Here is an 18,510-nt window from a genome sequence, read left to right as displayed (position 1 = left end):
CCTAGAGCATGGCCGGAATGACCCGGTCGGCGGGGCGGTGGCCGTTCTGGTAGGTCAGGATGTTGGCGATGACCCGGTCGCCCATGTCCTGACGCGCCTCCAGGGTCGCCGAGCCCAGGTGGGGCAGCAGAACGACATTGGCGTGATTCAGCAGGCCGGGATGGATGGCGGGCTCGTGCTCATAGACGTCTAGCCCGACGCCGGCGATCGCGCGGCGCGCCACCGCCTCGGCCAGGGCCGCCTCGTCGATCAGCTCGCCGCGGGCGGTGTTGATCAGGATGGCGTGCGGCTGCAGCCGGGCCAGCCGTTCGGCCGACAGCAGATGATGGGTGTCCTTCGTCGCCGGGCAGTTCAGCGAGATCAGGTCCATCCGCGCCAGCATCTGGTCCAGATCGTCCCAGTATGTCGCCCCCAGCTCCTCGGCGATCATGGCCGGGACGGGTTTGCGGTTGTGATAGTGGACCTGCATCCCGAACGCCTTCGCGCGCCGGGCCAGGGCCTGGCCGATGCGGCCCATGCCGACGATGCCCAGCCGCTTGCCCCACAGTTTGCGCCCGCACATCCAGGTCGGGGTCCAGCCCTCGAACCCGCCCGCGGCCACCACCTGGGCCCCCTCGACGATGCGCCGGCTGACCGCGAGGATCAGGGCCATGGCCAGGTCGGCGGTGTCCTCGGTCAGGACTCCGGGCGTGTTGGTGACGATGATCCCGCGCGCCACGGCGGCGTCGATGTCGATATGGTCCACGCCCGCGCCGAAATTGGCGATCATCTTCAGCTGGTCGCCGGCCTTCGAGATGAGATCGGCGTCGATCACGTCGGTGATGGTGGGGACCAGCACGTCGGCGCGCTGGACGGCCGCCTCCAGCGCCGCCCGGTCCATCGGACGGTCGGTCAGGTTCAGTTCGGCGTCGAACAGCTCGCGCGCGCGGATTTCGACCGCGTCCGGAAGGCGTCTGGTTAATACGACCTTAAGCCGGGGCGCTGACATTCGAAGCCTTGGATTTCACGGATGCAGACGGTGTCTAGCAAAGCTCGCTCCCGCCTCCAAAGGCTGGCTGTCATCGCGGCGGTTCTCGGCGCCGGCGTGATCGCCGGCGCGGGCCAGACCATGCCCGACGGACGGCCGACGCCCAGCGGTCAGCCGGTGCCGCGCTGGCTGTCGCTGAAGTCGTCCGAGGTCCGGGCCCGCTTCGGCCCCGGACTGGATTACCGCATCCTGTGGGAATACCGGGCCTCGGGCCTGCCGGTTCAGGTCGTCGCCGAGACGACGGAATGGCGCAAGATCTGCGACCCCGAGGGCGCGGTCGCCTGGGTCCATCGCAGCGTGGTGTCCAGCCGCCGCAGTTTGCTGAACGCCTCGGACGCCGAAATCCCGATCCGCGCCGGCCGTTCGGACACGGCGGCCGTACGGGCCCGCCTGAGCCCCCACGCCCTGGCCTCGATGGACAATTGCGAGGACGGCTGGTGCGAGGTCCGCGTACGCCGCCTGCGGGGCTGGGTCCGCCAGACGGCGGTCTTCGGCGCCCAGGAGCGGGCGCTGTGCAGCGCCTCGCGGCCGGCGGGACGGGGCCGCTAGAAGCGTCACAGTCGCGCAGCTGTGTTTCGACAAGGTCCAGCAGCCGACATAAGGATGCCGGACGGCTGACGTCATGTCGTCCGTATGGGGGAGGTCCGTCCAATGCGTACCTACCAGTTTCTGTTTTTCGACCGTCGGGGCCGTTCGCCGGCGCTCGACTTCATCGAATGCGCCGACGACGGCGAGGCGGCGCGCAACGCGGGACGCCAGCTGGGCCAGCACGGCACATGCAGCGGGGTCGAGGTGTTCGACGGCGACCGCATGGTCCTGCGTCTCGAGCGACCCGCCGATCCGGCTATTTGGCATGGGAACCCGTAGTCCGCGACGTGCTAGAACAAGGGCGGGCCAGCGCGACGTTCCGTAAAAGTCGGATTTCGACGGACGGATCATTCCGGCTTCCCCTAAGCGGCGAAGATGCCTCCGGCCATGCTTCGCAACCATTTGATTGCGCAACTGACTCCAGAAGATCGTGACGCGCTGACCGCGGCGGCGACGCCCCATGATTTCTCGCTGGGCCACGTCTTTTGCGAGGCCGGCGACCTCGTCACCCACCTGTATTTCGTCGACACCGGCATCATCTCCGCGATGGCGGTGATGGAGGATGGACGCACTGTCGAGGCCTATATGGTCGGCTCCGAGGGGGTCACCAGTCCGGCCGCGGCCGCGGCCTCGGCCCACACCTATTCCCGCCTGGCCGCCCAGGCGGCGGGCAGCGCCCGCCGCGTCGAGGCCGTTCGCCTGCGCGCGCTGATGAACGAACGGCCGGGCCTGCGCACCGTGCTGGCGGACTACGCCGTCGCGGTCCAGAACGAGCTCGAACAGTCCGCGGCCTGCAACGCCCTGCACCGCGCCGACCAGCGGTTCGCCAAATGGCTGTTGCGCTGCCACGACCGGGTCGAGGGCGACACTCTGAACCTGACGCAGGAATATCTCGCCTCGATGCTGGGTTCGCAGCGCACCACGGTGAACGAGGCGGCCCAGACCCTGCAGAAGGCGGGGGCCATCACCTATTCGCGCGGCAAGGTCACGATCACCGACCGCACGGCGCTGGAACGCGTGGCCTGCGAATGCTATCGCGCCGGCCCCACGCCCGTGCCGGACCAACTGGTCTGAGGCCCAGCCTCCGGAATCCCGCCCTCTCAAACCCCGCCTCTAAAACATTGAGCGTCCGGTTCGCGTCGTGTACCTCCACGGCGACACCGGGCCAAAGGCCGCGCAAGCGGGCCGGGCTCCAGCAAGAGAGCGCCGCGTTGAGCCAGACCCAACATCCGTCGTCGTCGTTCGACTATGAAGCCCTGCTGGCGGCCGGCCGGGGCGATCTGTTCGGTCCGGGCAACGCCAAGCTTCCGGCCCCGCCGATGCTGATGTTCGACCGGATCACGCAGATCAACGGCGACGGCGGCTCCCACGGCAAGGGTTATGTCGAGGCCGAGCTGGATATCCATCCGGACCTCTGGTTCTTCCAGTGCCACTTCATCGGCGACCCCGTGATGCCGGGCTGTCTGGGCCTGGACGCCATGTGGCAGCTGGTCGGTTTCTACCTCGGCTGGATCGGCGGACCCGGACGCGGCCGGGCGCTCGGCGTCGGAGAGGTCAAATTCACCGGCCAGGTGACCCCGGACATCAAGAAGGTCGTCTACAAGATCGAGCTGAAGCGGGTCATCAACCGCCGCCTGGTCATGGGCATCGCCGACGGGGTGCTCGAAGCCGACGGCGTCCCCATCTATACGGCGGCCGACATGCGGGTCGGCCTGTTCGGCGCGACGGAACCCGTCGGCGGCTAACCGTCAATTCAAGATCGCGGCCAACGCGGCGAACCGAGTTCAAGAAGGAAACCATCATGCGGCGTGTCGTCGTCACCGGCCTGGGTATCGTCTCTTCCATCGGCACGGGCCAGGAGGAGGTCACGGCCTCGCTGCGCGAGGCGCGTTCGGGCGTCGTGGCCGCGCCGGACCACATCAAATACGGCTTCCGCTCGCAGGTCTGGGCCCCGCCGGCGCTGGGCGTGACAGCCGAGGACTGGGCCCCGCTGGTCGACCGCCGCGCCGCCCGCTTCCTCGCCAACGGCACCGCCTGGGGCCACATCGCCTTCGAGGAGGCGCTGAAGGATTCCGGCATGACCGCCGAGGAGATCCAGTCCGAGCGCATCGGCCTGATCGTCGGCGAGGGCGGCCCCTCGACCCAGATCATCCTTCAGGCCGCGGCCACCACGATCGAGAAAAACTCGCCCAAGCGCATTGGCCCGTTCGCCGTGCCCAAGGCCATGGCCTCCGGCCCCTCGGCCGTTCTGGCCACCTGGTTCCAGCTCAAGGGGATCAACTATTCCATCTCCTCGGCCTGCGCGACCAGCGCCCACTGCATCGGCGCGGGCGCGGAGCAGATCGCCTGGGGCAAGCAGGACGTGGTCTTCGCCGGCGGCTGCGAGGACATCGACTGGTCGATGTCCAACATGTTCGACGCCATGGGCGCCATGTCGTCCAACTTCAACGAGACTCCCTCGGTCGCCAGCCGCGCCTATGACAAGGACCGCGACGGCTTCGTCATCGCCGGCGGGGCCGGCATCGTGGTGCTGGAAGAATATGAACGGGCCGTGGCGCGCGGCGCGACCATCTACGCCGAGGTCACCGGCTACGGCGCCAATTCCGACGGCTACGACATGGTCGCCCCCTCGGGCGAGGGCGCCGAGCGCTGCATGAAGCTGGCGCTCGACATGGCCGGCAACCCGAAGATCGACTATCTGAACCCGCACGGCACCTCCACGCCCGTGGGCGACTCCAAGGAGATGGGCGCGGTGCGCAACGTCTTCGGCGACCAGATGCCGATGATCTCCTCGACCAAGTCGCTGACGGGCCATTCGCTGGGCGCCGCGGGGGCGCAGGAGGCCATCTACTGCCTGCTGATGATGAAGCACGGCTTCGCCGCCGAGAGCGCCCATATCGAAAACCTCGACCCCGAGTTCGAGGGCATGCCGATCCTCAGGAAGCGCCACGACGGCGAACTGAAGCACGTCATGTCCAACAGCTTCGGCTTCGGCGGGACCAACGGGACGCTGATCCTCAGCAAGGTCTGACCGGCGGCTCTACCAGCCGCTCTCGGCGCCCGCGCTGGTGATGCAGCCAGCCGCCGCCGCGCGGGTCCCCATGCGTTTTGGAGATGCGGTGTCGAGCGCCGCGTTCAGGTCGAAGCGGATGAACTGCCGGTCGGGGCTGGACGGCTGCGGGCCCGTCCCCACGCAGATCCAGCTTGCGCGCTCCCCCGCGCCGCCGGCGAGGACGACGATGGTCGCGCCCGTCGCCCCTTGTTCGGCCAACTGGCGGCTGGCGCAGGTGCGGGTGTCCTGGGCCGAGATGGTGCAGTGCTCGAACTCGGCAAGGTCCAGCCCGGTCGGCAGAAGTTCGAACCAGCCGCCGGACGACCCGCCCGCCGACAGGCTCTGCAGCATGGCCTCGTGTCGGGTCCGCGCCGTAGCGTCGAGATGCGGGGAAGAGGCCAGCAGCACCTTGACCCGCAACGGCGGCGGACCGGCCTGGGCCATGGCGCCTCCCGGGGCCGCAAAACCGCACACGACCAGGGCGGACAGAAGGATCAAGGCGCGCATCCGAATGACTCCGCTCGGCGTTCCCTGCATCCTGACCGGGTTTTCCGGTAATGAAACCCCTCACAACCTGACGCGCGGGAGCCGGACCTGACCCTCGACCCCTACATCCTGTTCCTGCTCGGCCTCGGGGCGGTGGTCCTGCTGGTGTCCTGGGCGCCGACGGGGCTGAAAAAGCTGCCGTTGACCCTGGCCATACTGTGCGTGGCCCTGGGCGTGGTGGTGTTCAGCACCGGCCTGCTGTCGTTCAACCCCGACCCGCGCACCTGGGACACGGCGACCGAGCGGCTTACCGAGCTGGTGGTCATCATCAGCCTGATGGGCGCGGGGCTGAAACTCGACCGGCCGCTGGGCTGGCGGCGGTGGGCCTCGACCTGGCGGCTGCTGGCCATCGCCATGCCCCTGACCATTGTCACCGTGGCCTGGCTGGGCATGGCCGGCCTCGGCTTCGGCCTGGCCATGGCCCTGCTGCTGGGCGCGGCCATGGCGCCCACGGACCCGGTGCTGGCCGCCGACGTCCAGGTCGGACCCCCGCAATCGGGCGACGAGGACGAGGTCCGCTTCGGCCTGACCTCGGAAGCCGGACTGAACGACGCCCTGGCCTTCCCCTTCGTGCATCTGGCCATACTGGCGGCTGCCGGAGGCCTCGCCACGACCCCGGGTCTGACCGACTGGTTCACGATCAAGGTCGGCTGGAAGCTGGTGGCGGGCCTCGGCGTCGGCGTCCTGTGCGGCCGGCTGTTCGGGCGGCTGGTCTTCCGCCGCGGCAAGGCGGCCGCCCGGTTCGGCGACGGTCTGGTGGCCGTGGCGGCGACCCTGCTGGCCTACGCCGCGGCGGAGCTGGCGCACGGTTACGGCTTCCTCGCCGTCTTCGTCTGCGCCCTGACCCTGCGCGCATGGGAAAGGGATCACGAGTTTCATCAGGAGATGCACGACTTCTCCGACCAGATCGAACGCCTGCTGATGATGCTGCTGCTGGTGCTGTTCGGCGGCGCCCTGGCCAACGGCCTGCTGGTCTCCCTGACCTGGACCGACGCCCTGATCGGCATGGCGGTGGTCTTCGTGGTGCGGCCGGTGGCGGGAATGATCGCCATGATCGGATCGCGCCAGCCGATGCGCGAGCGGCTGCTGTTGTCCTTCCTCGGCATCCGCGGCGTCGGCTCGGTCTATTATATCGCCTATGCCCTGAACCACGGCGAGTTCGGCGACAGCGAGCGGCTGTGGGCCATCGTCGGCTTCATCATCCTGGTGTCGATCCTGGTTCACGGCGTCACCGCCGCCCCGCTGTTGCGGCGGCTGACGCGGCGGCGCGAGGCCGAGGCGGGCTGACGCCTCAGACGCCCTTGTCGGCCCGCATCACCGCCCGGGGGAAGCGGATCAGGCCGATGCGGTCCTGCAGCGCCTTCAGCGGGACCATGCGGGCGCGCCACACCGGGTCGACGTCGAATTCGAACGCGACCTGGGTCAGGTCCTGTTCCAGCAGGAAGCCGAACGCCTCCAGCCCGGTTTGACCGCGCGCGATCACCACCTTCCAGTAGGCGCGCGGGACCTTCACCTGCGTCTGCCCATCGTCATCCACGCCGACGAAGACAGGGTCATCCGCCGCCAGCAACGGCCCGGCGAACAGGGAATAGCGCTCGACCCGGCCCTGCGCCTCGATCAGATTCTCCAGCAGGCCCCAGACCCCCCGGCGGTTCGAGCGGTTGAAGCCGGCCACCTGCGGGGTGCAGTTGGTGACGTGATAGGTGTCGCCGTTGGCGCGGCGCACCTGGGCGTAGTCGGCGCCCCAGCAGACCTCCTCGCGCCGGACCAGATGGCCCTTGTCGAAGGCCTTGCGGTCCTTGTCGAAGAAGCGGTCCGGCAGCTGGGCGTCGGCCGGCAGGCGGGGGTCCAGGAACCAGCGCTCGAAATCGTTCTCGCCCAGACCGCCCAGGGCGTCGCGGTTGTAGGACTGTGTCGGATCCGGCTCCTTGGCGGTGGGGGACCCGTCGACGTTGGAGGCCGTGAACAGGCAGAGCCGCCGCGCCCTGTGCATGACCAGCGAGAAATTCTGGTAGGGCACGACCACCCCGCCGTCGTGCATCCGCGCGGCCGCCGAGGCGTCCCGCAGCGTCGGCAAGGGCACGGAGACGCCGAGGAAACGCGGGTCGTAGCCGGTCCGCGAGGGATAGTCCGGGTCGTGCCAGGGCTCGACCACCTTCTCGACCGCGCCGGCTCCCGCGCCCGCGCTCGCGGCGATGGCCGACCCGGTCGTCTGGCCGAGGCTGACGGTGATGGTCAGCGGCACGGTCAGGACCGTGGACCCGCCCGGCCCTGCGGCTGACGGGCTGATGGGCGCGCCCCCGGGCATCGGGGCCATCGACCGCTCCGTCGCCGGGACCGGGGACTCGGCCCGGCCCAGACAGCAGGCTTCCAGTTCGCCCCGCAGCGCCCCGGCGGGCGCCAGCGCCAGCGCCGTGGTGGCGATACGGCTGGCGCGGACGCCCTCGTTGGCGATCCAGTCGATGTCGGCGTCGTCGTCATCGTCCGTCGCCGGCTTGCCGTTCTGCAGCAGCCAGCGCCCTTGTGCGTCCTTACGCGGCACGCCCGAATGGTGCAGGGCCACGACCTGCCAGGAATCGTTGAACACCGGCGCGCCCGACGACCCCGGCGCGGTGTCGGACTCATAGGTCAGGTGGTCGGCGGTGATGTCCAGCAGCCGGTTCTCCCGCATCGCCACCTGTTTGGTCCGGCCGTTGGGGTGCTGGATGATGGTGATGGCCTCGCCGACGTTGATCTTGCCCACCTCGGGGCTGAGCCTCAGCCAGCCGAAATCCGACAGCCGCCCGTCGCCCCTCAGCGGCTGGGCGCGGACCGCGACCAGGGCCATGTCCAGGGCGGGATCGACGACGAAGAACCGGCCCGGATCGAAGGCGAAGGTGGTCGTCGGGCGCGGAAACCCCAGTCTGTCCAGCTCGCAGTCGAAATCGACCCGCGATCCGGCGGCCGTGGCCGCATCGGGAAAGACGTGCTGGTTGGTCAGCAGCAGGTTCGGCGTGATCAGAAAGCCGGTGGCGTCGCCCAGCGCCCGCCCGCCGCCGTCCAGTATGGTGATCCGCCCCACCGGCCGCGCCGCGTCCAGCCCCCGCAGCAGATAGTTGAGGTCGACCAGGTCGTCGCTGCCGATGGTCCGCTCCAGCTCGGACAGGGAGGCTTTGCGGCCCCCCTCCTGAAGCTGAAGCGTGCGCAGCGCCTGCCGTTCGGGGGTTTCCAGCTGACCGGGGACGGTGGCGTCGACGCGCGCCTTCAGCAGATCGACGGCCTCGGCCGTCCTGGCCTCCATGGGCGCGGCCCGACCCGAGGCCGGCGGCGCGACCTCGTGGACGATGCGGGCCCCGGTGGTTTCGACCACCCCCTTCAGACGATCGACCCTCATGCCGTCCTCCTGTCGAAGCGGTACAACCATAACGTCGATTTGCGACAAGGGGAACGCGGCGGGCCCGGGGCGCCAACGCGGCTTCCCCCGCGCGGCCGCCGCTGCTACCCCTCCGGCCACACCGAACGGCCCCGACCTGAGCGGCCGACGCAAGATGGAGATGCATCCCATGGCCGCTTCCGAAGGCTGGAACATGCCGACCGGCGAACTCATGAAGGGCAAGAAGGGCCTGATCATGGGGGTCGCGAACGCCAACTCCATCGCCTGGGGCATCGCCTCCCAGCTGGCGGCCCAGGGCGCCGAACTGGCCTTCACCTATCTGGGCGAAGGGCTTGAGCGCCGCGTGCGGCCGCTGGCCGAGAGCGTCGGCGCCAAACTGCTGATCCAGGCCGACGTCACCGACGACGCCTCGATGGACGCCGCCTTCGCCGAGCTGGAAAAGGCCTTCGGCACGATCGACTTCGTCGTCCATTCCGTGGCCTTCGCAAACAAGGACGAACTCAAGGGCAGCTTCGTCGACAACACCAGCCGCGACAGCTTCCTGCTGGCCATGAACATCTCGGCCTTCAGCTTCGTCGACGTGGCCAAGCGCGCCTCGAAACTGATGCCCAACGGCGGCTCGCTGGTGACCATGACCTATCTCGGGTCGGAACGGGCCATCCCCAACTACAACACCATGGGCGTGGCCAAGGCGGCGCTGGAGGCGGCGACCCGCTACATCGCCCGCGACCTGGGGCCGCGCGGCATCCGTTGCAACGCCATCTCGGCCGGCGCCATGCGCACCCTGTCGCTGGCCGGCATCTCGGGCGGCCGCGGCATGATCAGCCAGGGCCGGGCCATGTCGGCGATGAAGGAGGACACCTCGATGGAGGGCGTCGCCGGCGCCGCCCTGTGGCTGTGCTCGGACCTCGGCTTCTCGACCACGGGCGAGGTCATCCACGTCGACGCCGGCTTCCACATGATGGGCATGGCGGCGGACGAGGAAGCTTGACCAATCAACCATAAGTGATTCGACGGGGGTGAGTTGTTGAATGTCAGGTTGTTTCCGCAAGGAGATCGGGATGACGGATCAACCACCAACCAATCCGGGCGACATCTGGGTGACCGGCCAGCGCCGCACTGAGGGCGGACTTTTCCCCCGGCCCGCCGGCGCCGGCGGAAGTGGGGGCACAGGGGATGACGGGGAAACCCACCAGCAGGAGGTAGGTGACGAGGACCCGACCCCGGGTACCTACGTCGATCCTTGCGCTAGTCCCGGAACGGCAAAGGAATGGAACACCGACGCGGCTGCGGCAGAGGGGCTGCGAAGAATGCAAGCGGATGCTGATGACCCGCTATTGGATGGCCGGGAGCGCTCGATCGTAATCGCCCGCGATCCTGCGACGGGAATTGTTTATTCGGGGAACATGCTTGTGGGAGAACTGGGGGCTGGAACGGTTGGATGGGATTTTACAGGCATCAATCCGGCTCACATTATAGGTTTGATGCATTCTCATCCTGGATCGGGACCTTATCCTTCCGGGCCCGACCAGACGGATGTCTTTCCAGCAGCCTTCTCGACCATACAGAACGCCGGCGGTGATCCGCATGCGCTCAGGCTGTATATGGTGGGAACGCGGGCGGATCCCGGAGGCCCAGCGCGGTTGCAGATTCGAATTTACAATGAGACCAATCTGAATGGGGATGAAAGCAATCCTGGCCCCGAGGTAAATCCCGATGCCCAACCTTGTTCAAACTAGTCGTTACTGGATCCTCATAGCGATAGCGCTTGGAACAGCATCGTCGGCTACCGCTCAGCAGGCCGCAGATGCCGCCACGTCGGCGCCTCTATTCAACGGGGCCCGATCGCAAGGCGGCTATTCGACGGTCGAGGCCATCACCGGCGATTGGCAGACGGTAGATTTCTTTACGGTTCCGAACCGGGAGACAAGGCTGCCTACCGGCGTCCCTTGGATTGAATATGCAGCCCGTCGGGTTAGTGGGGCGCGGGGTGAGGCGGGACAAATCACCTGGGCAAGCTCGCGAGACTGTCCCGCACTTTATAACACATTGGTCTGGATGACGGTTTTGGCCGCGCCCCGCATTGAGATCGCTGGAGTTAGTCCATCGGAAGCAGAGCCGTCCGGCCGCCGCCCGGTTACGCTGACGGCTGACGGCCTTGGCACCACCGTCTGGGGTCGAGGAACTCAACCCGACCACACGATGAATACGCGGGTTGAGGTCAGCAGCAATGGAGGGTTGATTGCGGAATTTGGAAGAGCGGCAACGGCGAACCTGATGTCTTGCTGGAGACTCGAGCAGCCAATTTTCTAGCTCGATTCAGTCACTGAAACTTCGACTCGACGATAGGGATAACGGTCGCGGATGTCCGAGGCGAAGAACCGGCCCTTCGAGAAGGCGGCGCGGAAGGCCGCCTCCACCTCCGGCGGCACGCCCGCATAGTCGTAGACGTCGCCCGAGGTGAAGGTCACCCGCAGGCGGCGATGCGGTTCATCATAGCTGAAGCGGCGGATCACGCTGGACGGCATGACGGGCAAACGCGGCAGGCCGGCGCGGGCTCCGGCGGCGGCCTTCGCCGGATCGGCGGGAACGGCGCTGATGGCGAGAATGGCCGTTCACCCGTTGCAGTTCATGCGGTGCCGTCGAATGGCGGTCTTTGCAGGACCTTTCAGTCCGGTTCGCGTTCGCCGATCTCGGTCGGCTTGACGGCCAGCAGCCAGCCGTCCGCGATGTGTAGTTTGGGCACGGCCTCCTTCGTGAACGGCAGGTACCAGGTCGGCCCGCCCAGGGCCGGGGCGATCTCCAGCATGTCGTCGGCGCCGAAATTCTGCACCGCGCGGACCGATCCCAGCACGACGCCGTCCGGGTCGCGCGCTTCCAGCCCGACCAGATCGGTCAGGTAGAATTCGTCCTCGTCGGGCTCGGGCAGGCGGTCGCGGTGGATGTAGAGCTTCAGCCCGCGCAGGGCGTCGGCCTGTTCCTTGGTGGCGATCTCCTTCGCACGGCCGACCACGGCGGTCTTCTCGGGCCGGGCGGAGGTCAGGGTCAGGCCGGGCGTGCCGTCGGCGCGCAGCAGGACGCCGTACGACAGCAGGGCCATGGGATCGGCCGTCCAGGCGGTCACCCGCACCTCGCCCTTGACCCCGAACCCGCCGGCGACCTGGCCGACGAGGATGAGTTTGCTGTCGGTCGTCATGGCAAGAAACTCCGTGCGTCCCGGCGACTGCCGGGACCCAGATCCAAACTCCGCCGCCAGATAGCAGAAAAGCAGCGCCCGAGCTTCGGGCGCTGCTTTCTGTCATCTGGATCCCGGCATTCGCCGGGATGCACGGATGAGGCTCAGGCCTCGGTCTTCTCTTCCTCGGTCGCTTCAGCGGCCGGGGCTTCTTCAGCAGCAGCTTCGGCCGGAGCCTCTTCCGTCACGGCTTCAGCTTCAGCGGCCGGGGCCTCTTCAGCGGCCGGGGCCTCTTCAGCGGCGGCTTCGGCCGGAGCCTCTTCAGCAGCGGCTTCGGGCTCGGGCGCCGGCGCGTTCTTGGCGGCTTCGGCGGCGGCCTTGGCTTCTTCCTTGGCGCGGACGGCGGCCTCGGCGGCCTCGATCTTGGCGGCGGCTTCGGCCTCGGCGCGGTCGGCTTCGCGCTGGGCGCGTTCGGCGGCGCGTTCCTGGGCCTTCTTGCCCGGCTCGGCCTTCTTCGGATTGTTCGACTGGGTCCACTTGACCTTGCCGGCCAGGGCTTCGTCCTGGCTCAGGAAGCGGGCCACGCGGTCGGTCGGCTGGGCGCCCTTGGCGAGCCATTCCGAGATCCGGTCGGTCTTCAGCGTCACGCGCTTCTGCTCGCCGTCGCGCGGCAGCATCGGGTTGTAGGTGCCGACGCGCTCGATGAATTTGCCGTCGCGCGGCGAGTGGCTGTCGGCGACGACGATGTAGTAGTAGGGGCGCTTCTTGGCGCCACCGCGGGCCAGACGAATCTTCAGCATTTTCAGTCTCTTTCGTTAAGTCGGATTATTTCTTGGGAAGGCCGGGCAGGCCCGGAAGGCCCCCCGGAAGTTGTCCGCCGCCCAGACCCGCGATGCGGTCCTGAAGGGCTTTCAATTCGTCGGCGCCGGGTTCGGGCATGCGGCCGCCCCCCATCGCCTTCAGTCGCGCCATGTCGGGGCCGCCGCCGAGACCGCCGCCACCGAGGCCGCCCATCATGGCGGCCATCTGCTTCATGCCCTTGCCGCCGCCGCGCGACATGGATTTCACCATGTCGGCCATCTGGCGGTGCTGTTTCAGCAGGCGGTTGATCTCCTGAACCTCGACGCCGGCGCCCTTGGCGACGCGCTTCTTGCGGCTGGCGTTCAGCAGGTCGGGCTTCTTGCGCTCCAGCTTCGTCATCGAGGAGATGATGGCTTCCTGGCGCGCGATCATACGGTCGTCGACGCCGCTGTCGGCCATCTGGGCCTTCATCTTCGCGACGCCGGGCAGCATGCCCATGATGCCCTGAAGACCGCCCATCTTCTTCATCTGCTGCAGCTGGGCGGCGAGGTCGTTCAGGTCGAACTGCCCCTTGGCCAGCTTGCGGGCCATGGCCTCGGCCTTGGACTGGTCCAGCTCCTGCGAGGCCTTCTCGACCAGGGCGACGATGTCCCCCTGACCCAGGATGCGGCCGGCGACGCGGCGGGCGTCGAACACTTCCAGCGCGTCGACCTTCTCGCCCGCGCCGATGTATTTGATCGGCAGGCCGGTGACGGCCCGCATCGACAGCATGGCCCCGCCGCGACCGTCGCCGTCGGCGCGGGTCAGGACCAGGCCGGTCAGCGGCAGACGGTCGTGGAAGGCTTTCGCGGTGCGCACCGCGTCCTGGCCGGTCAGGCTGTCGGCGACCAGCAGGGTCTCGACGGGTTTGGAGACGGCGGCGACCTCGGCCACCTCGGCCATCAGGGCTTCGTCGAGGGTGATCCGGCCGGCGGTGTCGAGGATCAGGACGTCGTAGCCCTGCAGTTTCGCCGACTGCAGCGCGCGTTTGGTGATCTGGATCGGCGACTCGCCGGCCACGATCGGCAGGGTCGCGACCTCGATCTGTTTGCCGAGGGTCTGCAGCTGCTCCATGGCGGCCGGACGACGCGTGTCCAGCGAGGCCATCATGACCTTCTTGCGATCGAATTTCGTCAGCCGCAGCGCCAGCTTGGCCGAGGTCGTGGTCTTGCCCGAGCCCTGCAGGCCGGCCATCAGGATGACGGCGGGCGGCGTGGCGTTCAGATTGATCGGGGTCGGCTCGTCCCCGCCCAGCATCTCGACCAGGCCGTCATAGACGATCTTGACCACCTGATCGGCGGGCTTGACCGAACGGATGACGTCCTCGCCCGTGGCGCGCTCGGTGGCGAAGGCGATGAAGTCCTTGACGACGGGCAGGGCGACGTCGGCCTCCAGCAGCGCCACGCGGACTTCGCGCATCGCCTCGGAGACGTCCTTCTCGGACAGGGCGCCGCGCCCGGTGATCCGGTCGAAGACGCCTGTCAGCCGCTCGTTCAGAGCCTCGAACATTCACAACCTCGTTGCGACGGGCGGCTCGGTCCCCATAGAGAAATAGCCTCTGGCGACGATCACGTCGGCAGAGGGTTCTCGCCCACCTCGTCTGGTCGAAACCAGGGTCGTGTGGGTGGAGACGCGAGGTTCACTTGCGTCGGAAGCGGCGGCTTATGGCGGAAAAGCGGGGCGAAGACAAGGCGGCGGACGGTTTTCGCTGATCGCCGTTCAGGTTTCCGCGAATTCATGCGGCGTCGCTATTTCGCCGCGGAACGCTCACGAGGCTGCAACGGGCCGGGCGCATCAGACGCCCTGTCGCCGCCAAGAGCGACGTTGATCTCCGCAGGAGTTCGCCATGAAAACCCTCGCTTCTCTCGCCGCCGTCCTCGCCCTCGCCGCCGCCGGCTCCGCTTCGGCCCAGGAGGCGCGCATCGCCTGGGGCGATCTGGACATGTCCAGCGCCGCCGGCGCCAACACCTTCGACGCCCGTGTTGAAGCCGCCGCCCGATCCCTGTGCCGCGGGGCGAAGAAGCCCGGCAGCCGCATCAGCGACCGGGCCTTCTGCCGCGCCGCCGTGCAGGCGGAAGCCGTGCGGCTGCTGCCGGGCCCGGTGCAGGTCGACTACGCCCTGAGCCGCCTTCCCCTGGTCGCCTGACATCAAGCGGGGCCGCCTGCAGGGGCGGCCCTGTCTGACATAAGTCATGCTTGTGATTTGTTGGTCAGTTCTCGGTCTGATGTTGAGTAATTGTCGTATTTCCGGTCTGGCGGCTGTCACACGAGACCCTCATCTGCCTTGTCGTCGCACTCCCCCGCGACAGGAGGATTTTCAGATGATCAAGACCGCCCTCGCCCTCGCCGCCGCGACCCTGCTGTACGCAGCCCCGGCGGCCGCCCAGACCGTCCGCGTGCCGTTCGGCGACCTCAACCTGTCGACCGCCGCCGGCGCCGAGACCTTCGACGCCCGCACGGCCGCCGCAGCCCGCGAGGCGTGCGCCATCGGGCCGCGCGCCCTCGTCAACGACAACTGCGTCCGCCGCGTGCAGCAGGAGGCCGTGCGCGGTCTGCCGACCGCCCGCCAGGACGACTACGTCCGCGCCCGTCGCGGCGACCGCATCCTCGCCATGGTCGCCCCCGCCTGGCCGGCCTGAACCGCACAGACAAAAGAGGCCGGCGATCGCTCGCCGGCCTCTCTCGTTTTGCACCCGCGCTCCGCGCGGCGCCCTCAAGCAGCCCGAAGGGCGGTAGGGCTCCCTAGGAGACCGGGAAGCCCCGGACCTTGAGCAGGGCCGTCACGTCCGGGTCGCGGCCGCGGAAGCGGCGATAGGCCTCGGCGCGGTCGGTGGTGTTGCCCTCGGCGAGGATGATCGCCTTGTAGCGGCTCGCGATGTCCGGATTGAAGACGTCGCCCGACTCCTCGAAATAGGCCCAGGTGTCGGCGTCCATGACCTCTGACCAGAGGTAGGAATAATACCCGGCCGAATAGGCGTCCGAGGTGAACAGGTGATTGAACTGCGGCAGGCGGTGCCGCATCACGATCTCCTTCGGCATGCCGTAGCGTTCCAGGCTCTCGCGCTCGAAGGCGTCGATGTCGGTCGGCGGCGTGGTCCGGGTATGCAGGTCCATGTCGACCAGGGCCGACGACAGATAGCTGACGGTGGCATAGCCCTGGTTGAAGGTCTGGGCCGCCTGGACCTTGTCGACCAGCGCCTGCGGCATCGGTTCGCCGGTCTGGTAGTGCTTCATGAAGCCGTCCAGGATCGGCCGGCTCAGCACCCAGTGTTCATGCACCTGCGACGGATATTCGACATAGTCGCGCGGCGTGCCGCCGAGCGCCGGATAGGTCACCTTCGACGCATAGGCGTGCAGGGTGTGGCCGAACTCGTGGAACATCGTCTCGGCGTCGTCGAGCGAGATCAGGATCGGGTTTGTGCCCTCGGCCTTGGCGAAGTTGTTGTTGTTCGAGCCGAGGGTGTTCTTCTCCCCGTCATAGGTCGAATGCGACCGGTAGGTCGTCATCCAGGCGCCCGAACGCTTGCCGGCGCGCGAATAGTCGTCGGCGTAGTACAGGCCGATGGGCCGGCCGGCGTCCTTGACCTCATAGACGGTCACGTCCGGATGGAAGACCGGCACGGCGCCCGCGGGCAGTTTGTCGAAGGTGAAACCGTACAGGCGGCGCGCCATCTCGAACGAGCCGGCGCGGACGTTGTTGAGCTCGAAATAGGGTTTCAGCTCGTTCTGGTCGAGGTCGTACTTCGCCTTCCGGACCTTCTCCGAATAGTAGAGGTAGTCCCACGGCTCGATGTCGTGGCCGGCGATGGCGCGCATGTCGGCGACCTCTTCGGTCACCCGGGCCTTGGCCGGGGCCCAGACGCGGTTCATCAGATCCATGGCCGCGCGCGGCGTTTTGGCCATGGTGTCCTGCATCCGCCACTCGGCGTGGTTGCCGAAGCCCAGCAGACGGGCGCGATCCTGACGCAGCTTCACGATCTGGGCGATGATCGCATTGGTGTCGTTGCCGTCGCCGTTGTCGCCCCGGTTGACGAATTTCTTCCAGACCACTTCGCGCAAGGCCCGGTCGTCGGCGAAGCTGAGGAAGGGATCGACGCTGGAGCGGGTGTTGACGATGGCCCAGCCCTGGACGTTGCGGCTACGGGCGGCGGCGGCCGCGGCGGCCTTGTTCGAGGCGGGCAGGCCGGCCACGCCGGCTTCGGTCGGAATGACGGTCCAGGTGTTCTCGTCGGCCACGACCTTCTGGCTGAAGGCGGTGAAGGCGTTGGCGAGGGCGGTGTTGATCCGGCCCAGCTCGGCCTTGCCTGCGGCGTCCAGGGCGGCGCCGTTGCGCACGAAGGCGTCGCGGCTGCGTTCCGCGATCCGGGTCTGCTCGGCGGTCAGTCCGGCGGAGGCGGCGCTGTCGGCCACCGTCCTGATGCGGGCGAACAGCTTTTCGTTGAAGGTGATCTCGTCGCCGGCGGCCGACAGCAGGGGCGACACCTCGGTGTCGACCGCGTTGTAGTCGTCAGACCCGATATTCGACGTCATGACGCCATAGATCGAACCCGCGCGGTCCAGCGGCTCGCCGGCCATCTGCATGGCCACCATGGTGTTGGCGAAGGTCGCCGGCTCGGGATTGTTGGCGATCGCCTCGATCTCGGCGCGCTGCAGGTCGATGCCTTCCAGCAGGGCTGCGCGCAGCTTGGGCGCCGTCACCTTGTCCCACGGCGGCACGCCGCCGAACGGTCCGGTCCACGGCTGCAGCAGTTCGGCCCGCGGCGTCTGAACCGGAAGGACGGCGCGAGCGAAGGCGGCGTCAGCGGCGAGGGCCGCGGTCGGATTTCCTCCGCCCATGGGCATTCCGTTCGAGGCGCAGGCCGAGAGGGCGAGCATGCTGCCCCCGGCGATGAGAAGGTGACGTCTGTGCATGAGAAACTCCGTGCGTGGCGTTCGTTGCCATGACTCTAGGCGCTCGCGCCGCTGACTGTCACATGAACGGGCCGTAATCTTCGTTGGTGGACGGGGACGGGCAGCAAGTCTAAAGCCCGCGCCATGGCGATAGGCGTATTCGACTCCGGCGTGGGGGGCCTGACGGTCCACCGCGAATTGACGCGGCGGTTTCCCGACCGCGATTTCGTCTATCTGGCCGACCAGGCCAACGCCCCCTATGGCGGGCGCGGCGGCGAGGAGATCGTCGAGCTGACGCGCGCGGGCTGCGAACGGCTGTTCGAGGCCGGGGCCAATGTCATCGTCCTGGCCTGCAACACCGCCAGCGCCATCGCCCTGCGCCGGCTGCAGCAGAGCTGGGTGCCAGAGGCGCGGGCGCGCCACGGCCGCCCGATCAATGTGCTGGGCATCATCGTTCCGACCATCGAGGCGGCCACCGGCCTGCCCTGGACCTATGAGGCCGAACGGCGCCCCGACAAGATCGAGGCCATCGACATCACGGGCGTCTTCTGCACCGCCGCCACGGCGATGAGCCGGGTCTATGAGATCGAGATCGATAAACGGCGCGAGGATCTGGCGGTCTTCTCCGAGCCCTGTCCGGGCCTGGCCGGCCTGATCGAGCTGGGCGCTCCGCTCGAGGAGCTGAAGGTGGTGGTCGAGGACCATGTCGACGCCCTGCGGCGCCGCATCGGCCGCCATCCCGACCAGGCCATCCTCGGCTGCACCCACTATGAGATCGTCGCCGATCTGTTCGCCGCGGCCCTGCCGCCCGGCACGCCGGTGATCCACCAGCCGACGGCCGTGGCGGACGCCCTGGCGCGCTATTTCGAGCGGCATCCGGAATACGATCTGGGCGGCTCGGGCCGCCGGGACTTCCTGACCAGCGGCAAGGCCGGGCCGCAGTCGGACCTGGTCAGCCAGTTCTGGGGCGCGCCCCTGACCTTCACCCCGGCTTGACGACCGGCGCCGTTCGTCACCCC

Annotated in this window: 19 protein-coding genes; 11 read left to right on the top strand and 8 right to left on the bottom strand. The window is 68.1% G+C overall.

Going from position 1 to position 18,510, the window contains the following annotated elements; genetic code table 11:
- Position 1 precedes the first annotated feature (1 nt).
- Positions 2-988 (bottom strand): D-glycerate dehydrogenase, encoded by a 987-nt coding sequence (locus PSV23_RS14445; RefSeq protein WP_300470234.1) that lies wholly within the window; start codon positions 986-988, stop codon positions 2-4.
- 21 nt (positions 989-1,009) lie between these two features.
- Here PSV23_RS14445 and PSV23_RS14440 point away from each other — a divergent pair, with 21 nt between their 5' ends.
- The 5 genes from PSV23_RS14440 (at position 1,010) to fabB (ending at position 4,646) form a co-directional block, all read left to right on the top strand.
- Complete coding sequence (locus PSV23_RS14440; RefSeq protein ID WP_300470232.1) at positions 1,010-1,576, top strand: SH3 domain-containing protein; 567 nt, start codon at positions 1,010-1,012, stop codon at positions 1,574-1,576.
- A 102-nt stretch (positions 1,577-1,678) separates the two neighbouring features.
- A complete protein-coding gene (locus tag PSV23_RS14435; RefSeq protein ID WP_300470229.1) occupies positions 1,679-1,894 on the top strand; it encodes a hypothetical protein in 216 nt (71 codons plus the stop codon).
- Between the two features lie 108 nt (positions 1,895-2,002).
- A complete protein-coding gene (locus tag PSV23_RS14430) occupies positions 2,003-2,689 on the top strand; it encodes a Crp/Fnr family transcriptional regulator (RefSeq protein ID WP_300470227.1) in 687 nt (228 codons plus the stop codon).
- A gap of 137 nt (positions 2,690-2,826) precedes the next feature.
- Positions 2,827-3,360 carry a 3-hydroxyacyl-[acyl-carrier-protein] dehydratase FabA gene (fabA, locus tag PSV23_RS14425; RefSeq protein ID WP_300470225.1) on the top strand — a complete coding sequence of 178 codons (534 nt, stop codon included), beginning with the start codon at positions 2,827-2,829 and terminating at the stop codon, positions 3,358-3,360.
- Positions 3,361-3,416: 56 nt separating this feature from the next.
- A complete protein-coding gene (gene fabB, locus PSV23_RS14420; protein WP_300470223.1) occupies positions 3,417-4,646 on the top strand; it encodes a beta-ketoacyl-ACP synthase I in 1,230 nt (409 codons plus the stop codon).
- A 9-nt stretch (positions 4,647-4,655) separates the two neighbouring features.
- Here the strand turns inward: fabB and PSV23_RS14415 are convergent, their stop codons facing one another.
- Positions 4,656-5,174 (bottom strand): hypothetical protein, encoded by a 519-nt coding sequence (locus tag PSV23_RS14415; RefSeq protein ID WP_300470221.1) that lies wholly within the window; start codon positions 5,172-5,174, stop codon positions 4,656-4,658.
- Positions 5,175-5,306: 132 nt separating this feature from the next.
- Here PSV23_RS14415 and PSV23_RS14410 point away from each other — a divergent pair, with 132 nt between their 5' ends.
- On the top strand, positions 5,307-6,500 hold the full coding sequence (locus PSV23_RS14410) for a sodium:proton antiporter (RefSeq protein WP_300470219.1): 1,194 nt from the start codon (positions 5,307-5,309) through the stop codon (positions 6,498-6,500).
- A 4-nt stretch (positions 6,501-6,504) separates the two neighbouring features.
- On the opposite strand, the gene PSV23_RS14405 is transcribed toward PSV23_RS14410, so the two are convergent.
- Positions 6,505-8,586 carry a DNA/RNA non-specific endonuclease gene (locus PSV23_RS14405; RefSeq protein ID WP_300470217.1) on the bottom strand — a complete coding sequence of 694 codons (2,082 nt, stop codon included), beginning with the start codon at positions 8,584-8,586 and terminating at the stop codon, positions 6,505-6,507.
- A 193-nt stretch (positions 8,587-8,779) separates the two neighbouring features.
- On the opposite strand from PSV23_RS14405, the gene PSV23_RS14400 reads away from it, so the two are divergent.
- Both PSV23_RS14400 and PSV23_RS14395 read left to right on the top strand, forming a co-directional pair.
- On the top strand, positions 8,780-9,577 hold the full coding sequence (locus tag PSV23_RS14400; protein ID WP_300470467.1) for an enoyl-ACP reductase: 798 nt from the start codon (positions 8,780-8,782) through the stop codon (positions 9,575-9,577).
- A 70-nt stretch (positions 9,578-9,647) separates the two neighbouring features.
- Positions 9,648-10,325 (top strand): Mov34/MPN/PAD-1 family protein, encoded by a 678-nt coding sequence (locus PSV23_RS14395; protein WP_300470216.1) that lies wholly within the window; start codon positions 9,648-9,650, stop codon positions 10,323-10,325.
- A gap of 570 nt (positions 10,326-10,895) precedes the next feature.
- Here the strand turns inward: PSV23_RS14395 and PSV23_RS14390 are convergent.
- The 4 genes from PSV23_RS14390 to ffh all read right to left on the bottom strand — a co-directional run bounded on the left by PSV23_RS14390 (position 10,896) and on the right by ffh (position 14,110).
- A complete protein-coding gene (locus PSV23_RS14390; protein ID WP_366524247.1) occupies positions 10,896-11,102 on the bottom strand; it encodes a KTSC domain-containing protein in 207 nt (68 codons plus the stop codon).
- Between the two features lie 152 nt (positions 11,103-11,254).
- Entirely contained in the window at positions 11,255-11,782 is a 528-nt protein-coding gene (rimM, locus tag PSV23_RS14385) for a ribosome maturation factor RimM (protein WP_300470211.1), read from the bottom strand.
- A gap of 143 nt (positions 11,783-11,925) precedes the next feature.
- Positions 11,926-12,561, bottom strand: coding sequence for a 30S ribosomal protein S16 (gene rpsP / locus PSV23_RS14380; RefSeq protein WP_300470208.1), 636 nt, complete (start codon positions 12,559-12,561; stop codon positions 11,926-11,928).
- A gap of 25 nt (positions 12,562-12,586) precedes the next feature.
- Positions 12,587-14,110, bottom strand: coding sequence for a signal recognition particle protein (gene ffh, locus PSV23_RS14375; protein WP_300470206.1), 1,524 nt, complete (start codon positions 14,108-14,110; stop codon positions 12,587-12,589).
- A 337-nt stretch (positions 14,111-14,447) separates the two neighbouring features.
- Between ffh and PSV23_RS14370 the strand changes: the two genes are divergently transcribed.
- Entirely contained in the window at positions 14,448-14,747 is a 300-nt protein-coding gene (locus PSV23_RS14370; protein WP_300470204.1) for a UrcA family protein, read from the top strand.
- A gap of 175 nt (positions 14,748-14,922) precedes the next feature.
- The gene (locus tag PSV23_RS14365; protein WP_300470202.1) at positions 14,923-15,240 is read left to right on the top strand and encodes a UrcA family protein; all 318 of its coding nucleotides are present in this window, start codon (positions 14,923-14,925) and stop codon (positions 15,238-15,240) included.
- Between the two features lie 103 nt (positions 15,241-15,343).
- Here the strand turns inward: PSV23_RS14365 and PSV23_RS14360 are convergent, their stop codons facing one another.
- The gene (locus PSV23_RS14360; protein ID WP_300470200.1) at positions 15,344-17,512 is read right to left on the bottom strand and encodes a M3 family metallopeptidase; all 2,169 of its coding nucleotides are present in this window, start codon (positions 17,510-17,512) and stop codon (positions 15,344-15,346) included.
- A gap of 123 nt (positions 17,513-17,635) precedes the next feature.
- Between PSV23_RS14360 and PSV23_RS14355 the strand changes: the two genes are divergently transcribed.
- On the top strand, positions 17,636-18,487 hold the full coding sequence (locus tag PSV23_RS14355; protein ID WP_300470198.1) for a glutamate racemase: 852 nt from the start codon (positions 17,636-17,638) through the stop codon (positions 18,485-18,487).
- Positions 18,488-18,510: the final 23 nt, after the last annotated feature.

It is taken from the genome of Brevundimonas sp., from assembly GCF_029946145.1.
In the GTDB taxonomy this organism is placed as follows: Bacteria; Pseudomonadota; Alphaproteobacteria; order Caulobacterales; family Caulobacteraceae; genus Brevundimonas.
This window is presented reverse-complemented; position numbering and strand designations above follow the sequence as displayed.

Excerpts from the sequence above, each read along its gene's own strand:
- PSV23_RS14445 (WP_300470234.1), bottom strand. The coding sequence starts at position 988 with ATGTCAGCGCCCCGGCTTAAGGTCGTATTAACCAGACGCCTTCCGGAC.
- PSV23_RS14440 (WP_300470232.1), top strand. The coding sequence starts at position 1,010 with ATGCAGACGGTGTCTAGCAAAGCTCGCTCCCGCCTCCAAAGGCTGGCT.
- PSV23_RS14435 (WP_300470229.1), top strand. The coding sequence starts at position 1,679 with ATGCGTACCTACCAGTTTCTGTTTTTCGACCGTCGGGGCCGTTCGCCG.
- PSV23_RS14430 (WP_300470227.1), top strand. The coding sequence starts at position 2,003 with ATGCTTCGCAACCATTTGATTGCGCAACTGACTCCAGAAGATCGTGAC.
- fabB (WP_300470223.1), top strand. The coding sequence starts at position 3,417 with ATGCGGCGTGTCGTCGTCACCGGCCTGGGTATCGTCTCTTCCATCGGC.
- PSV23_RS14415 (WP_300470221.1), bottom strand. The coding sequence starts at position 5,174 with ATGCGCGCCTTGATCCTTCTGTCCGCCCTGGTCGTGTGCGGTTTTGCG.
- PSV23_RS14405 (WP_300470217.1), bottom strand. The coding sequence starts at position 8,586 with ATGAGGGTCGATCGTCTGAAGGGGGTGGTCGAAACCACCGGGGCCCGC.
- PSV23_RS14400 (WP_300470467.1), top strand. The coding sequence starts at position 8,780 with ATGCCGACCGGCGAACTCATGAAGGGCAAGAAGGGCCTGATCATGGGG.
- PSV23_RS14395 (WP_300470216.1), top strand. The coding sequence starts at position 9,648 with ATGACGGATCAACCACCAACCAATCCGGGCGACATCTGGGTGACCGGC.
- rimM (WP_300470211.1), bottom strand. The coding sequence starts at position 11,782 with ATGACGACCGACAGCAAACTCATCCTCGTCGGCCAGGTCGCCGGCGGG.
- rpsP (WP_300470208.1), bottom strand. The coding sequence starts at position 12,561 with ATGCTGAAGATTCGTCTGGCCCGCGGTGGCGCCAAGAAGCGCCCCTAC.
- ffh (WP_300470206.1), bottom strand. The coding sequence starts at position 14,110 with ATGTTCGAGGCTCTGAACGAGCGGCTGACAGGCGTCTTCGACCGGATC.
- PSV23_RS14370 (WP_300470204.1), top strand. The coding sequence starts at position 14,448 with ATGAAAACCCTCGCTTCTCTCGCCGCCGTCCTCGCCCTCGCCGCCGCC.
- PSV23_RS14365 (WP_300470202.1), top strand. The coding sequence starts at position 14,923 with ATGATCAAGACCGCCCTCGCCCTCGCCGCCGCGACCCTGCTGTACGCA.
- PSV23_RS14360 (WP_300470200.1), bottom strand. The coding sequence starts at position 17,512 with ATGCACAGACGTCACCTTCTCATCGCCGGGGGCAGCATGCTCGCCCTC.
- PSV23_RS14355 (WP_300470198.1), top strand. The coding sequence starts at position 17,636 with ATGGCGATAGGCGTATTCGACTCCGGCGTGGGGGGCCTGACGGTCCAC.